This window comes from Brucella intermedia LMG 3301 (assembly GCF_000182645.1).
Lineage (GTDB): Bacteria > Pseudomonadota > Alphaproteobacteria > Rhizobiales > Rhizobiaceae > Brucella > Brucella intermedia.
The window spans coordinates 1,874,996-1,890,351 of the sequence record NZ_ACQA01000002.1 but is presented as its reverse complement, the minus strand read 5'-3'; the positions used below and the strand labels follow the sequence as shown (position 1 = coordinate 1,890,351).

The window sequence follows — 15,356 nt, the reverse complement described above, 5'->3', positions numbered from 1 at the left end:
ATAGCGTTTTTCTCTCGTTCCAAGGGAGGAAATTTGCGAACGTGGTGAGGGAAATGATCTTCATGAATCTCCCTGCTTCGCAGCAGATTGTCGCGGCACAGCGATATCTATGAAAGGGAGGAGGAAACATGAAATTCCTGGACAAGAAGACGGCCGTTTCTCTGGCGACAGCGCTTGGATTTGTTCTCGGCGCGGCGCAGGCCCGTGCCGAGGAATTCGTCAATATCCTGACCGGCGGCACCAGCGGGGTCTATTATCCACTCGGCGTTGCCATGGAAAAGATCTATTCCGGCATCCCCGACGTACGGCCTTCCGTTCAGGCCACGAAGGCATCGATCGAAAATATCAATCTGATCAACAGCGGCCGTGGTGAAGTCGCCTTCACACTGGGCGATTCCCTGCGCGATGCCTACGAGGGCAATGAAGCCGCCGGTTTCAAGACGAAGCTCACCAAGCTCAGCACGCTGGCGGCTATCTATCCCAATTACGTCCAGATCGTCGCCTCGAAGGAATCGGGCATCAAGACTCTGGCCGACCTGAAGGGCAAGCGCCTTTCCGTCGGCGCGCCGAAGTCCGGCACCGAACTCAATGCGCGCACCATTCTGGAAGCGGCGGGCCTTTCCTACGACGATCTGGGAAAGATCGAATATCTGCCCTTCGCGGAATCGGTCGAACTGATGAAAAACCGCCAGCTTGACGCCACCCTGCAGTCTTCGGGCCTCGGCGTCGCCTCGCTGCGCGATCTCGCCAATTCGGTTGAAATCAATGTCGTTGAGATCCCTTCGGACGTTATCGAGAAGATCGGTGCGCCCTATCAGGTCAACACGATTCCCGCGAACACCTATACTGGGCAGGACAAGGATGTCGTGACCGCCTCGGTCATCAACTATCTGATCGTGCGCCCCGACATGGATGAAGAACTGGTCTACCAGATGACCAAGGGCCTGTTCGAGAATCTCGACCAGCTTGCGGCAGCGCACGCTTCCGCCAAGGCGATCAAGCTCGACAAGAACACCATCGTCTCGCCCGTTCCGGTCCATCCCGGCGCAATGCGCTATTTCAAGGAAAAGGGGATCGAATAGATCGCCGGCAGATCGGCGAGGCCTGCCGCCTCGCCCAATGCTCAGATGCCCGGACGACACATCCGGGCATCCATCCGTTCCCCCCAATGCATAATCTGGTGAAGGTTCCTCATGGCGCAGAGCGAAAAAACGGCTGCCGAAACGGCTATCGAATCGGCTGAACATATTCCCGGCTGGGGTTCAGGCGCAGGCGCAAGGATCCTGTTCGCCATCGCCGTGGCCTTCTCCGTTTTCCAGCTCTGGACCTCGGCTTACTCGCCCCTGCCGAGCCAGGTCGTGCGGTCCGTCCATGTCGGATTTCTGCTTTTACTGCTGTTCGGCCTCTACGCCAATGCGGCGACGGACGCCGCCAGACGGACCGTGTTCTGGCTGGCGGCGGTCGTGGCCTTCGCGCTCAGTCTCTATCACTGGATCTTCTATGAAGACCTCCTGATTCGGGCGGGCGAGCCCAGCCACACCGATATCGTGATCGGGGTCCTCGCCGTCGGGCTCGTCTTCTGGGCCGGCAAGAAAATGATGGGCTGGACCCTGCCGCTCATCTGTCTGATCTTTCTGGCCTACGGCCTGTTCGGCCAGTATCTGCCGCATCCGTTCAATCACCGCGGCTATGATTTCGAGCAGGTGGTCGAGGTCCTGTTTCTGGGAACCGAGGGCATTTACGGCACGCCGATCTATGTGTCGTCGAGCTATATCTTCCTGTTCATCCTGTTCGGCGCGTTTCTGGAGCGCGCCGGCATGATCCAGCTTTTCAATGACATCGCCATGGGCACAGTTGGCGCGTCGCGGGGCGGCCCTGCCAAGGTTTCGGTGATCTCATCCGCGCTGATGGGCACGATCAACGGCTCCGGCGTCGCCAATGTGGTGACGACGGGCGCTTTCACCATTCCGCTCATGAAGCGCTCCGGCTTCCGCCCGGCCTTTGCCGGGGGCGTGGAGGCCGTGGCGTCGATGGGTGGTCAGATCATGCCGCCGGTGATGGGGGCCGTCGCCTTCATCATGGCCGAAACGCTCGGCCTGCCCTATGTCGAGATCGTCAAGGCGGCCATCGTGCCGGCCATCCTCTATTTCATCACCGTCTTCGTGATGGTCGATCTGGAAGCGCGACGCCTGAGGATGAAGGGCCTCAACAAAAGCGAAATGCCGAGCGCGCTGGAAGCAATCCGCAGGCGCTGGTTCCTCATCCTGCCGCTGGCCGCTTTGGTCTGGCTTCTCTTCTCCGGCTATACACCGCTTTTCGCCGGCACGGTCGGTCTCAGCCTCACCGCGCTCATCATACTGGGCGTGCCGGTGTCGGGTGGCCTGTCGATGCCGCTGCGGGTTCTGTTCTGGATCGCGCTCGGCGTGATGTCCGCCGCCGCCTTCGGCACCACGTTCAACATCTTCGGTTATGCGCTGCGCGGGATCACGCTGATCATTCTCCTCGTCGCCCTTCTGGTAGCGATCAATTTCGCGGTGCGCGGAGGTCGGGAAACGCTCAGCCTTTGCTTGGAAAGCCTTGCGGAAGGCGCCAAGAACGCGCTGCCGGTCGGCATCGCCTGTGCGCTGGTAGGCGTCATCATCGGCATTCTCGCGCTGACCGGAGCCGGCTCGACATTTGCCCGCGTCATCGTCAGCGTGGGGGAAAACTCGCTGTTCTTCTCGCTGGTGCTGACCATGCTCGCCTGCCTCGTGCTCGGCATGGGCATTCCCACCATTCCGAACTATATCATCACCTCTTCGATCGCCGGCCCGGCGCTTCTGCATCTAGAAGTGCCGCTTCTCGTCTCGCACATGTTCGTCTTCTATTTCGGCATCATGGCGGACCTCACGCCGCCGGTGGCGCTGGCCGCCTTCGCCGCCGCGCCCATCGCGCGGGAATCGGGGATGAAGATCGGCATGCAGGCGATCCGCATCGCGGTGGCAGGCTTCGCCGTGCCGTTCATGGCCGTCTATGAGCCGGTCATCATGCTTCAGGAAGGCGGGCCCCTTACCGAAAAATACGGCTTCTGGCTGGCCTTCGCGTATATGCTCGTCAAGGCGCTGCTGAGCATTCTTCTGTGGGGCGCGGCGGCCATCGGACATCTGCGCACGCCCCTCCAGCTATGGGAGCGTATCTGGGCATTTGTAGCAATCGCGCTGATGCTCGCCACCTATCCCTATAGCGACGAACTGGGCTTTGCGGCCTGCGCGGCCTTCCTCATATGGCATTTCTGGAGGTCGCGGCCATCCGTCGTCGCGTCGTCGGGTTGATGGCGATCTGCATCACGACGGCCGGCGGCCTCATGAAAATCGCCGCCGCAAGCTTCGTCCTCTCATGGACCCATAGCGTGGAAAAAATTCCTTGGCAGGAACACTGGTCGGTCACGGATCAGGGGCTGGTGCTCACCGAGGCGCGCATCAAGGGATCGGGAGCCGGGATGGAGCCACCGGAAGACGCGGTCTTGCGGAACGGCTGGTACAGCTACCATCCGCACATCCCGCCGCGAAGAGATATCGTCCTCGCTGCGTCCGGCAAGACGGGTGGCGGCTGGACCCTGTGCGCCGGCCAGACCTGTACCGACCTGGGCAAGGAGGCGGAAGCAGAGCCGATCCATATCAGGTCGTGTGACTAAGACGCGATAACGGCGCAAAAAGGAATGTTGCAGCCTGCGCGAGAAGCCAGTCTTTCGAAACAGGCACGTCGGCTCGCGCCGACTGCCTGAATAAGTAGAGATAGCGGCCTCCGACAAAGCTGCTGCCGAATTCACGCTCGCCTTAAATTGCTGCAGGCTCTTTCCGCGCTGCAAGATGGCGGATCAGAACGGGTACCAACAGCAGCAGACCTACGGCCGACGAGTAAATCTCCGGTGCGACCAGAAGCATCGCGCCGACGATCATCAGCACATTTTCCCACGCTTTGGTCCGCACGAGGAAGAAACCGGAAAGTGCAGCTCCCAGTGCGGTGATGCCGATGGCGCAGCCGAGAAATGCCAGCAGGAAATCCGCCCAGTTGAATCCCGACGTTACCAGCAGCAAAGACGGCGAAAAGACGAAGACGAACGGCACCAGCACCTTGCCCAGTCCGAGGCGGAATGCGGTGTTGCCCGTCTTGAACGGGTCCGCACCCGCCATGCCCGCGGCCGCATAAGCCGCCAGCGCTACGGGCGGCGTGATGTCTGCCAGAACGCCGTAATAGAAGACGAAGAAATGCGCGACGATCGGCTCGACGCCCAGAAGGCCGAGGGCCGGAGCGGCGATGGTGGCCATGATGATGTAATTGGCCGTCGTCGGGATGCCACAGCCCATCAGGATGCAGACGACGCCGGTCATGATGAGCGTGAACAGAAGGGTGAGCGTCTGCGGACCGAACCAACTTGCCGGCAGAACGGTACCGAAGAAGGCAGCAAGCTGCCCTGCGGTGGATGTGACGATATAGGAGATCTTGAAGCCCACGCCGGTCAGCGTCACTACGCCAACGATGATGCCGACCGTGGCGGCAGCCGCGCCGACGGCAAGCGCATATTTCGCACCATCGCGCAGACCATCGAAGATTTCGCTGACGGTCATACGCTTGCGCGGATTGAGCAACCCTACCGCGATGCACAGCGTGATGCCCCAGAAGGCCGCGAGATAGGGCGTATAGCCGGACAGAAGCACACCGATCAGCACGATCAGCGGAATGACGGTCGGCCAGTCGCGCTTGAACGCTTCCTTCAGATCAGGCAGTTCCTCGCGGGTCATGCCACGCAGGCCGTTGCGCTTGGCCTCGAAATGCACCTGCATCAAAACGCCGAAGAAATGCATGAAGGCCGGAACAATGGCGGCCAGAATGATCGTCGTATAGGGCAGATTGAGGAATTCTATCATCAGGAAGGCGGCAGCGCCCATGATGGGCGGCGTGATCTGACCGCCGGTCGAGGATGCGGATTCTACGGCGGCCGCGAAATGGCGCTTGTAGCCGAGCCGGATCATGGCCGGGATGGTCAGCGATCCGACAGTGACTGTGTTGGCGACCGAGGAACCGGAAATCATGCCGAACAGCGCGGAGCCGAAAATCGACACTTTCGCGGGACCGCCCGCAAAACGCCCTGCCACCCAGGCTGCACAGTCGAGGAACAACTGGCCAAGGCCGATGCGCGTGGCGAAAACGCCGAACAGCACGAAATGGAAGACATAGGTTGCGACGACGCCGAGCGCGATGCCGTAAATGCCCTGTGTGGTCAGATAAAGATGATTGACCAACTGGCTGACCGTGGCGCCGGGATGAACAAGAATACCCGGCATGGACGGTCCGTAAAGTGCGTAAAGCATGAACAGGATAGAGATGATCGGCAGGGGCCAACCCACCGATCGGCGCGTCGCTTCCAGAAGAATGAGGATCAGGAGGCCCCCGAGCACCACATCGGTGGTCGTCGGATTGCCGACGCGGAAAGCCAGATCGTCAAGCGGGATCAATGGCACATGGAGAACAGCCACGACCGCGACAATCGCCAGCGCCCAGTCGATGATCGATATGCCGAGCGGCCGCAGCAGCGAGGAAACCGCCGGCTTGTCATAACCCGTGCGGGAGAAAGGAAAGACGAGAAACACGAGGCCGAGCACGAACGAGAGATGGATGCCGCGGTGCACCATTTCCGACAGGATACCGAAGCCGGCCGTGTAGTAATGAAAAAGCGACAGGACGATCAGAAGGCCGCCAACGATGCGGGCAGAGAGCGGAGCCAGCGGGCGGAAACGAATTTCGGTATCGAACTGCTCTTCCAGTTCGCGCGCCTTGACCTCGTCCAGTTCCATCGGCGCGAGTTTTACGTTCTGGTCCTCAGACATGTCGGTTCAACTCCATGTCGCCCGTTCTGACTGGGCCAAATAAGAAATTGGGAGACGGCCGCTCAATCTCTGAGTTGCCGTCCCACATGCTTCGATTCTTTCATGAAAACGGTAGGAAGTTTCCTGGAATTATTTCAGGACACCCGCTTCCTTATAAAAGCGTTCCGCTCCCGGATGCAGCGGAATGCCCTGGCTGGCCGTGGCCGTATCGAGCTTGATCAGCTTGCCCTTGGCATGGCCGGCATCGAGGGCCTTCTGACTGGCTTCATTGAACAGCACCTTGGTGATGTTGTAGACGAGTTCATCCGGCTGCTTGGCGCTCGTCACCCATTGCGCAGCGACAGCAAGCGTCTGGGTTTCGCCGACGTCCTTATAGGTGTCGGCGGGGACGGTATCCTTCGTGAAGAATGAATACTTCTCCAGAATCTTGTCGGCTTCCGGGCCGCTGATCGGAACCAGAGCGATACCGTTGGAGGTGGCAAGTTCGGAAATCGCCCCGGTCGGATAGCCGCCAACGAAGAAATAGGCGTCGAGCGCGCCGTCTTTCAGCCGTTCACCCGCAGGGCCGGGCTTGAGATGTTCCGCCTTTACGTCGCTCTCGCTGAGGCCATAGGCTTCAAGAACGATGCGCGCATCGACGATCGTGCCCGAACCCGGCTCATCAAGCGAAACACGCTTGCCCTTGAGATCCGCAACCGACTTGATGCCGGAATCCTTGCGCGCGACCAGATGGATGGTTTCGGGATAGAGCGTGGCAAGAAGCCGGAGGTCTTCCACCTTTCCCTTGCCGTCATAGAGTCCCGTTCCCGTATAGGCCCAATAGGCTACGTCCGACTGTGTGAACCCCGATTCCAGCGAGCCCGACTGCACCGCGTTGATGTTCGCCACCGAACCGTTCGAGGACACCGCCGTCGCCACCAGGCCCGGCACACCCTTGTCGCCCGCGCCGGAGATCGCGTTCGCGATCAGGCCGCCGATGGGATAATAAGTACCGGCCGTACCGCCGGTACCGATGCGGAAAAAGGCAGGAGCCTGTGCAAACGCGATACCGGCGCCTAGAGCCACAGCCCCTGCAAACGCTGCAATCATCCCGCGCCGGGTAAATATTCCAAATGTCATAACCGCCTCTTTCCCTCATAAATTATGTTCGAATTGTGTCCGTCGAGCATGGAAAGCATAACCCGGCTTGTCAATAGTCCGGTGGACAATTTGGATAAGTCGACCGACTCGTCTACCGCTTGTGCATAAAACGGAAACGCGTGAAGCAGCATGACAATCAGTTGCGGGCGGCCTACCAAAAACCTTCACGCTTATAGTCTTAATGCGTCACGAAATCTTGGTCCGGGGATTCGCCCATGGCGTGGTGTGATACGCTGCCGATTCACAGCGATGGATGAGCGACATGGAGAGGATGGACGATGGGCGGGCAAGCGCGTTCGATGAGTATGTGGAGGCGCTGGTCAAAGTGATCGGACACCGCTGATCGTGCGGAATCTCTATTGTACGGGGTTGATGATGCCGTGGCGCGCAACAGCGTAGAGCAACTGGCAGCGGTGAAGGCCCTGCCCGCGCTTCTGCCAAGCACCATCTTTGCTGCATTTCGTAGGATGTCATTAAGCATGGAATAAGGACCCCATTTGAGGGGTTATCGGCATCCAAACGGGACCCCTTATTTAAAGGGTAACATGACCTTCGATTTCAATCGGAGGTTTTCTATTGGATGCTTATTGTGGAGACTATTTCGAAGATACGACGTCTTGTTCATGTGCAGGGCAAAACGATCAAAGCGATCTGTCGGGAACTGGGCGTTTCGCGCAAAGTTGTGCGGAGGGTTCTGCGCAGTGAAGAAACTGAGTTCAAATAGGAGCGCAGCCGTCAACCACAGCCAAAGCTCGGTCCCTGGCGTGACCATCTTGATGGAATACTGCTAGCTAATGAGGCGAAGGCCTCGCGCGAACGCCTGACACTGATCCGGATATTCGAAGATCTACGCGATCTGGGTTACACGGGTGGCTATGATACGGTCCGGCGTTATGCACGCTCGTGGTTGAAAGAGCGTGGGGCCGTAACGGCGGAAGCCTATGTACCACTTTATTACGCACCGGGCGAAGCTTACCAGTTCGACTGGAGCCACGAGATTGTTGTTCTGGGCGGTGTGACGACGACCGTGAAGGTTGCGCATGTCCGGCTCTGCCACAGCCGGATGATGTATGTGCGGGCCTATCCGCGCGAGACGCAGGAGATGGTCTTCGACGCCCATGACCGGGCATTCGCCTTTTTTGGCGGGTCCTGCACGCGCGGCATCTACGACAATCTATGGACGCCTCCCGGGCGAGAAGAACATTTGGCGGCAACTCGGCATTGGATGCGTGAATCTATCCGGCCTATCGCTGGAGCGATCACGCTCCTGGCCTTGATGGGAGTCCGCTACCTCTGTCCTCATAACATGATCGACCTTTATGGCCTTGTCGTAAATCAGGATCCGAAGCTGCGGTCCGTGCCGTTACGCCATCAGTTCTTACCCCGCATTCATCATTGCCTCATCGGCAACGATTGGCAAATGACTATTGTGCGGCGTATCGCTCCTGTCGTGTGAGCAGGGCCCATGCTATCCGCGCGGTCTTATTGGCAAGCGCTACGATCGCTTTGTTATAACCCCGGCGAGAGACGAGCTCTTTCAGCCATTGAGATCGACGATCATCGTGACTGGCAAGTCGGCTGATAACTGCACGTGCGCCATGAATCATCTGGCGACGTAGATAATGGTTCGCTCGGCGGCCAATTCCGCCAAGGCGTGGTTTGCCGCCAGTCGAGTATTGTCGCGGGACCAGCCCGATCCAAGCCGCCAGCTCTCGCCCGGATTTAAAGTGACGTCCGTCCTCAACGCTAGCAACGAGTGCCGTTGCAATGATCGGACCGACGCCTGGCAGTTCGGACAAACGACGGCAATCCTCTCGATCGCGGCAAATCTCGCTAATCTTCCTATCAATCTTGGCAATTCGGTCATTCACATCGGTGAGTTGGTCGAGTAGTTCGAGGAATAGCTCGCGCCCGAGATCGGAGAGATCAGCGCTCTCAACAGCCGCGGGTGCCTGGGATACAAAACGCCATGCTCCTTGCGGCAACACGATGCCATATTCGGCGAGAAGACCGCGTGCATGATTGATCAGCGATGTACGCTGGATGATCATACGTTCTCTAACTCTATGCAGCGACTGAACGTCTTGCTGTGTGATCGATTTGACCGGCACAAATCGCATGGTCGGCCGGGTCGCCGCTTCATAAATTGCCGCAGCATCTACGGCGTCGTTTTTGGAGCCGCGAACGAAGGGCTTCACAAAGCGAGGGTTGATAAGCAGGACCTCTCGCCCATTATCTTTGAATTGCCGTCCCCAGTGATGCGCACTGGCGCACGCTTCCATAGCAATCGTCTTTGGTGCGAGTGCGTTAACAGTCTCGGCCAACTTCGATCTGCTGACCTTGCGCGACAGAATAGCGCCATCTGAAGCAATGCTGTGCAGATGAAACGACGACTTTCCGAGATCGATTGCGAGCAATTCGAATGTCATGACTTCCTCCTTTGGTTGGCCTTTCATTCTGAAGGTTCGGAGGGAGGCGTCCATCCCATAATATGAAGACCGCAGTGGAAACGGTCTTCGTCGGTAAAGAGCGGCAATACAATCGACGCTTTCAGCAAATGTGAAGTCATTTTCTGGTCGAGCCAGTGGCCTGTACACCGGCGTCGGGCTGGGAGAAGGGTCAGGTCGAGAACCAAGTTAATCTGGTCCGGGAACGCTTCTTCACGCCACGGCTACGCTTCAAATCTTACGATGAGTTGAACGGCTGGCTACTGGATAAATGCATCAGCTACGCGCGCGCTCATAAGCATGTCGATCAGACGGAGCGCACGATCTGGGAGGTATTCGAAGAGGAGAAGGCTCATCTGGTCGGTTATCCCGGCAAGTTCGATGGCTTCCACGCAATACAGGCCTCGATCGGCAAGACCTGCCTCGTGCGTTTCGACAACAACAAATATTCGGTGCTATCGACTGCCGTTGGCCGCCCGGCCGAGATACATGCTTATGCCGACCGCATCGTCATACGGCAAAATGGTGTCGAGATCGGCCAGCATGAACGCTGCTTCGGCCGTGGCGAGACGATTTATAATCCATGGCATTATGTTCCGGTCCTGACGCGCAAGCCGGGAGCACTGAGGAACGGTGCACCATTCCTTGATTGGGTCCTGCCAGCCTCCATGGAGCATGTTCGGCGAAAGCTCAAGGCCATGCATGATGGGGACCGGCAGATGGTGTCGATCCTGGAATGTGTCAGTATCGACGGCCTTCCTGCAGTCGAAGCGGCCTGCCAGGAGGCGCTTGATCAAGGCGTATTCTCCGCCGCTGTGATCATCAACATTCTGGCTCGCAAGCGAGACCCACAGCCCGCCGCCATTCTTTCCATCCCCGATGCGCTGCGCCTGACCCATGAGCCTGTGGCAGACTGCGCACGTTATGACAGCCTCAGGAGGGCAAGCTGATATGGAACGATCCCAAATCTTCGACATGATGAGCACGCTGAAGCTTTACGGCATGCGCAGCGCCTATGACGAGATCATGGCCTCTGGCATCAAGCGCCAGCACGAACCACCGCGCATTGTCGGCGACCTGACACGCCGGTCAATGAAGGACTGGTGCGCCAGCTTGCGAGCGGAGCTTTCCTTGCCGAGCAGCACAATATCGTTTTCGTTGGAGGAACTGGCACTGGAAAATCCCATTTGTCCATCGCACTTGCCCGTGCCTTGATCCGCAACGGCGCGCGCGCGCGCTTCTACAACGTCGTCGATCTCGTCAATCGTCTTGAAACGGAAGCGCGTAATGGTAAGCAGGGGCGTCTTGCCGACTTTATCTCCAGGCTCGATTTCGTCATTATGGACGAGCTTGGCTATCTTCCGTTCGCCCAGGCCGGCGGACAGTTGCTGTTCCACCTCATCAGTAAGCTCTACGAGCGGACTTCAATCATCGTCACCACAAACCTGACGTTCGGCGAATGGCCGACAGTCTTCGGCGATGCAAAAATGACCGCCGCTCTGCTCGACCGGCTTACCCATCATTGCGAGATCGTTGAAACGGGAAATGAATCGTGGCGCTTCAAAAATCGCTCTCAAAGCTAAAGCCGAAGAACGCTAACGATCCGCGCGCGCAGACCCTGCACTAAATTTAAAGTTCCGGGCCCGCGCACGCTATACCTTGCAACCTAAAGGAGGGGTACTTTTTGGACGCCGATAAGGGGTCCCGTTTAAACGCCGATTGACAGCGTGATATCGCATGGGACAGTGCCGTCCGAACATTCCACATATACGCACTATCTACGCCGGAGATCGTTAAGGCGACGCCACCTCACTGGCCGGAATTTTGTTATACACAAATTGCGAATTGTTTATAACCTTTGCTCCATTACTAAGTCTGTGCTATCGGTTGTACACAAATTGCGGAAGAGGTACAACGCCCGATGAAAGAGATCGACATCACGTTTAAAACCATGTTCTCGGAGCTCGAACAGCGATCCCTGGATGCATCGTTTGCGACAGAGTTCTCGACCGATGGCAATTTTGTCAGGCAGACATCTAAAGACAAAGAATTCTGGTATTTCCAAATCAGAACGGATGGTGTAGCCCACCGAAAATATGTTGGACCGATCTCAGACGAGGAGATCACAAAACGCGTTCGGGCGTTCAATGAAATCAAGAACGATCTCAAATCACGTCGGCAACTCGTTTCGACCTTGACCCGAAATGCAGGCTTGCCGAAGCCGGAGAATTTCACCGGTGATGTTGTCGAGGCCCTCGGCAACGCGGGCTTCTTCCGGCTGCACGGCGTCTTGGTAGGGACGGTCGCATTTCAATGCTATTCAGGTCTTCTGGGGATCAAGCTGCCGATCAGTGCTATGCAGACAGGCGATACTGATTTCGCCCAATTCCATTCTGTGTCGGTTGCTGTGGGGGACAGTCTGCCGCCGATGCTCGATCTTTTGAAGCAGCTTGATGAAACGTTCAGGGAAATCCCCCATCACAATGACGGCCGATACACCACACAATATGAAAATTCGAAACGCTACAAGGTCGAGTTCTTGACGCCAAATCGTGGCAGTGATGACCTGTCGGGACATGCTTCGCCAATGCCTGCCCTTGGGGGTGCGAGTGCTCAGCCGTTGCGGTTTCTGGATTTCTTGATCCATGAGCCGATCCGAACCGTAATGCTCCATAAAAGCGGTGTGCCTGTCACGATTCCGGCTCCAGAACGCTTTGCCGTGCATAAGTTGATAGTCAGCACCCGCAGGCGAACGGATGCGGCAGGCTATTCGAAGCGGGATAAGGATCTGATGCAGTCGAAAGCCTTAATTGACGCCCTCATTCAGACCCGCAGAGAAGGCGATCTGGCAACAGCGTTTTCGGAAGCTTGGCACAGAGGCCCCTCATGGCAGGAAGCTCTTAAATTGGCACTTGGAACGTTTTCAAGAGGCGAGTTTGGAAACGTGGTGGAGGCGCTGCATCTCGGGTTTAGGCAGATTGGTGAAAAGGCGTCCAATTTTCATTTCTAACGCGAACGCACTTCCCAAATGGTAGAACGTCAAAATCCCCCGGGGCGAGCCATGGGTTTTGAAGTCATTTAGGAGGAGACTTGCCTGAAAAGTGCTTCGACTTTCTAACTCACTCGAAGAATTCGAAAACAAGTTCGGCATTTTTCAACTTCGAAGGGTGGGGTCGCCTTAACGGAAATGTGCGTAGTTGGATGATAAGGCTGGGCATGACCGAAGAACACCAGTTTCACTATCACCGCCATCGTTTTCCTGCTGAGATCATCGCGCATGCGGTTTGGCTTTATTATCGGTTTCCGCTCAGTTTTCGCGACGTTGAAGACCTCTTTGCCGAGCGCGGCATTGAGGTCTCGTTTCAGCTCCAGCACTGAAAGAATAGTGCATTTACGTTCCTCGGGTCCCATCGGCGCGTCGATCATGTCCGATCTGGATCACCACTTGCTTACCGTCTTTTCGTTGATCCCATAGCGACGCGGCAGTTCCGCGACCGGAGCTATCGACCGCTGTAGCTTTGCTCGAATGGCGTCCGTGTCTGAGCGCTCCCGAGCGGAAATTGACCCATAGAGCTTCCCTTTGTATTGGCGTCAAAGATACACCAACACATGCTGGGACCAAACACCTAAAGTGCTAGCAAGCTTTTGATGGGGTGAAGATGGGAAGTGGATAAGTCTGTCCTAAAACCACTCCGGCTTCGCGCAAAACCGCCGGGGGCGCAGCAAAGGGTTTATGAATCCAACAATCCGGTAGTGCTGCAATCTCGGGCACCCATTTGCGCACATAAACGCCTTTTGTATCGAATTTTTCTCCTTGCAGGACCGGATTGAAAACCCGGAAATATGGGGCGGCATCCATCCCGCAACCGGCTACCCACTGCCAGTTCCCCGGATTGCTCGCGACATCCGCGTCCACTAAGGTATCCCAGAACCATTTTTCCCCTTCGCGCCAATCGATTTGCATGTTCTTGCATAAGGCCGATGCCACCAACATTCTCACGCGGTTGTGCATCCAGCCTGTCGCCCAGAGCTGACGCATACCAGCATCGATTATCGGGATGCCTGTTTTACCCCTCCTCCAGGAATTGATCCCCACTGAATTGCTTTGCCAGCGAGTATTGGCCAGAGTGTCGCGCATGTCTATTTCAGCAATATCTGGACGATAATAAAGTTGATGATAATGGAAATCTCGCCAAATCAGTTCAGAAAGAAATTTTTGACCACCAGGCACAGTACTATGATCTTGATCCATAAGTGACACAGTAGCATGCCAGACTTGTCTCGGGCTAATTTCGCCGAAGCGCAAATGGGCCGAAAGTTTTGATGTGCCGTCAAGATCGGGACGATCTCGATCTCCGGCATAATCGCGAATAGTTGTATCGAAGAAATGATACAGTTGGTCAATGGCAGCCGCTTCGCCGATCATCCAAAGACCGCTCATCTTTCTGGACCAGACAGCCTCTTTGTAGTTTTTCTGCTTGGGCGTGTGTTTGACGGTCGTCGTTTCGACACTTCGGTCTGGCAAGGGTAGTGGTCTGCTCACACCATGCTGGCGCAGTGATTTGGCATATGGTGTAAAAACTTGATAAGATCCGCCGTTGCCGGATTTGATCTCCCAGGGTTCCACCAGCAGATTGCCTGCAAAAGACTCCACGCGCAGTCCTTTGTCCTTTAAGCCGGATTTGATGACTGCATCGACTTCTCGCTCTTGAGGAGCATAACGACGGTTCCAGAAAACGGTATCAAAGTTGTTTTCCTCAATTAATTGTTCGATGGTATTGAGCGCTTCGCCGTCGGCAACAATCAACTCTATATTTCGTTCATTGAGACTTCTTGCCAGCAAGTCCAGGCTCTGTTCCAGCCACCAACGGACGGCAGCGCCCGGGTCACGCAATTGCGGATTGGACTCATGCACAAAAAGGGCCGTGATCGCGCCACCCAGCTTGAATGCGGCATGAAGGGCAGGATTGTCAGCAAGGCGCAGATCGTTGCGCAACCATACAAGCGCTTTGGCAATCATTCATTGATCCTTCGTTAAACGGTTGCAGGACATGTTTTCAGACGCAAAAATCTCACCATATTCATGACGAACGCCGTAATCTTCCCGGTGTTTTTCGGGGACCAGGGAAAAACGCGTTGACCCGGCCTTGCAGAGCACGGAATTTTTCACCCCGCGATCTCAGCATGTGTTCTTCAAGCGCAGGGATGCCGGAGACATGCACCAGCAGCCAATACATCTGGATCGGAGCAAGCAGCGACAGCCAACTCCATGGCGATCCGGTAATTGCCATCGACGGCCACGCGCACCAGAACAGCCATTCAAAGAAATAGTTGGGATGTCTGGAAAAAGCCCAAAGACCGGTTTCGCAAATTTCTGTTTTGGCTTCTGGAGTCATGCGAAACTGCGCAAGCTGCGCATCAGACAGCGCTTCACCAATCAACGCTATGGCGATGATTGCAACCCCGACCATATCCCCGACATATGGAAAACCGGGGCGACCAACCACAGCGAGATAGACAGTCACAACCAAAATGAAGGCTGCGAGAGCCTGTATCTGCAAAAACCAGAAGAGGCGAACGGATGCGTTTTCGCCCCATTCTTTTATCAGCCTTGCATAACGGGGGTCTTCCCCATGGCGCATGCTGCGCTTGGCGATGTGAAAGCCAAGGCGAAGAGACCACGCCAGAATGAGGATCAGTATCACTGAACGCCGTTGCCAGGTCGCATCTGCAAACATGACGGCTATGATTGAGCCCGCCCCAACCGAAAACGACCAGATGGCATCGATCCAGCCGCTTTTACCGGTCTTTCGTTCAAGCGCCCAGGCAAATGCCATGATGGCAGACAGGCTGATGGCAACAACTAAGAGCAGACCGGGTTGCATGTCGGACCTTTATTGGA

The 15,356-nt window shown here is 56.5% G+C and carries 9 protein-coding genes and 5 pseudogenes; 8 read left to right on the top strand and 6 right to left on the bottom strand.

All coding sequences use genetic code 11. The annotated features are described in order from the left end of the window. Window positions 1-128: 128 nt before the first annotated feature. From OINT_RS21260 to OINT_RS21250, 3 genes are all read left to right on the top strand, one after another. Window positions 129-1,082, top strand: coding sequence for a TAXI family TRAP transporter solute-binding subunit (locus tag OINT_RS21260; protein ID WP_006469999.1), 954 nt, complete (start codon window positions 129-131; stop codon window positions 1,080-1,082). Window positions 1,083-1,193: 111 nt separating this feature from the next. After that, window positions 1,194-3,311 (top strand): TRAP transporter permease, encoded by a 2,118-nt coding sequence (locus OINT_RS21255; protein ID WP_006469998.1) that lies wholly within the window; start codon window positions 1,194-1,196, stop codon window positions 3,309-3,311. Further along, a complete protein-coding gene (locus tag OINT_RS21250; protein ID WP_022569761.1) occupies window positions 3,311-3,673 on the top strand; it encodes a DUF1850 domain-containing protein in 363 nt (120 codons plus the stop codon). Before OINT_RS21255 ends, OINT_RS21250 begins: the two co-directional genes overlap by 1 nt. A gap of 142 nt (window positions 3,674-3,815) precedes the next feature. Here the strand turns inward: OINT_RS21250 and OINT_RS21245 are convergent, their stop codons facing one another. Together OINT_RS21245 and OINT_RS21240 are read right to left on the bottom strand one after the other, a co-directional pair. After that, entirely contained in the window at window positions 3,816-5,867 is a 2,052-nt protein-coding gene (locus OINT_RS21245; RefSeq protein WP_006469997.1) for a TRAP transporter permease, read from the bottom strand. A 129-nt stretch (window positions 5,868-5,996) separates the two neighbouring features. Continuing rightward, complete coding sequence (locus tag OINT_RS21240; protein WP_006469996.1) at window positions 5,997-6,986, bottom strand: TAXI family TRAP transporter solute-binding subunit; 990 nt, start codon at window positions 6,984-6,986, stop codon at window positions 5,997-5,999. A gap of 601 nt (window positions 6,987-7,587) precedes the next feature. Between OINT_RS21240 and istA the strand changes: the two are divergent. Further along, a pseudogene (istA, locus tag OINT_RS21235) lies at window positions 7,588-8,190 on the top strand (IS21 family transposase); the annotation flags it as partial. A gap of 241 nt (window positions 8,191-8,431) precedes the next feature. On the opposite strand, the gene OINT_RS21230 reads toward istA, so the two are convergent. Beyond that, window positions 8,432-9,436 (bottom strand): IS110 family RNA-guided transposase, encoded by a 1,005-nt coding sequence (locus OINT_RS21230; protein WP_006471171.1) that lies wholly within the window; start codon window positions 9,434-9,436, stop codon window positions 8,432-8,434. Between the two features lie 59 nt (window positions 9,437-9,495). Here OINT_RS21230 and OINT_RS21225 point away from each other — a divergent pair. From OINT_RS21225 to OINT_RS21210, 4 genes and pseudogenes are all read left to right on the top strand, one after another. Next, window positions 9,496-10,473: pseudogene (locus OINT_RS21225) on the top strand (Mu transposase domain-containing protein); the annotation flags it as partial. After that, a pseudogene (istB, locus tag OINT_RS21220) lies at window positions 10,406-11,037 on the top strand (IS21-like element helper ATPase IstB). The pseudogenes OINT_RS21225 and istB, both read left to right, overlap by 68 nt. A 338-nt stretch (window positions 11,038-11,375) precedes the next feature. Further along, window positions 11,376-12,464 carry a nucleotidyltransferase family protein gene (locus tag OINT_RS21215; protein WP_006469994.1) on the top strand — a complete coding sequence of 363 codons (1,089 nt, stop codon included), beginning with the start codon at window positions 11,376-11,378 and terminating at the stop codon, window positions 12,462-12,464. A gap of 206 nt (window positions 12,465-12,670) precedes the next feature. Continuing rightward, window positions 12,671-12,820: pseudogene (locus OINT_RS21210) on the top strand (IS6 family transposase); the annotation flags it as partial. On the opposite strand, the pseudogene OINT_RS24250 reads toward OINT_RS21210, so the two are convergent. From OINT_RS24250 to OINT_RS21200, 3 genes and pseudogenes are all read right to left on the bottom strand, one after another. Continuing rightward, window positions 12,821-13,015 (bottom strand): annotated as a pseudogene (locus tag OINT_RS24250) (hypothetical protein); the annotation flags it as partial. 73 nt (window positions 13,016-13,088) lie between these two features. After that, window positions 13,089-14,474, bottom strand: coding sequence for a cryptochrome/photolyase family protein (locus OINT_RS21205; RefSeq protein ID WP_006469992.1), 1,386 nt, complete (start codon window positions 14,472-14,474; stop codon window positions 13,089-13,091). Between the two features lie 61 nt (window positions 14,475-14,535). Further along, complete coding sequence (locus OINT_RS21200; RefSeq protein ID WP_006469991.1) at window positions 14,536-15,339, bottom strand: DUF1295 domain-containing protein; 804 nt, start codon at window positions 15,337-15,339, stop codon at window positions 14,536-14,538. Window positions 15,340-15,356 lie beyond the last annotated feature (17 nt).

Bases quoted from the DNA above. Each gene is read 5' to 3' on its own strand.
- OINT_RS21205 (WP_006469992.1), bottom strand. From the start codon at position 14,474: ATGATTGCCAAAGCGCTTGTATGGTTGCGCAACGATCTGCGCCTTGCT.
- OINT_RS21230 (WP_006471171.1), bottom strand. From the start codon at position 9,436: ATGACATTCGAATTGCTCGCAATCGATCTCGGAAAGTCGTCGTTTCAT.
- OINT_RS21245 (WP_006469997.1), bottom strand. From the start codon at position 5,867: ATGTCTGAGGACCAGAACGTAAAACTCGCGCCGATGGAACTGGACGAG.
- OINT_RS21260 (WP_006469999.1), top strand. From the start codon at position 129: ATGAAATTCCTGGACAAGAAGACGGCCGTTTCTCTGGCGACAGCGCTT.
- OINT_RS21250 (WP_022569761.1), top strand. From the start codon at position 3,311: ATGGCGATCTGCATCACGACGGCCGGCGGCCTCATGAAAATCGCCGCC.
- OINT_RS21255 (WP_006469998.1), top strand. From the start codon at position 1,194: ATGGCGCAGAGCGAAAAAACGGCTGCCGAAACGGCTATCGAATCGGCT.
- OINT_RS21240 (WP_006469996.1), bottom strand. From the start codon at position 6,986: ATGACATTTGGAATATTTACCCGGCGCGGGATGATTGCAGCGTTTGCA.
- OINT_RS21200 (WP_006469991.1), bottom strand. From the start codon at position 15,339: ATGCAACCCGGTCTGCTCTTAGTTGTTGCCATCAGCCTGTCTGCCATC.
- OINT_RS21215 (WP_006469994.1), top strand. From the start codon at position 11,376: ATGAAAGAGATCGACATCACGTTTAAAACCATGTTCTCGGAGCTCGAA.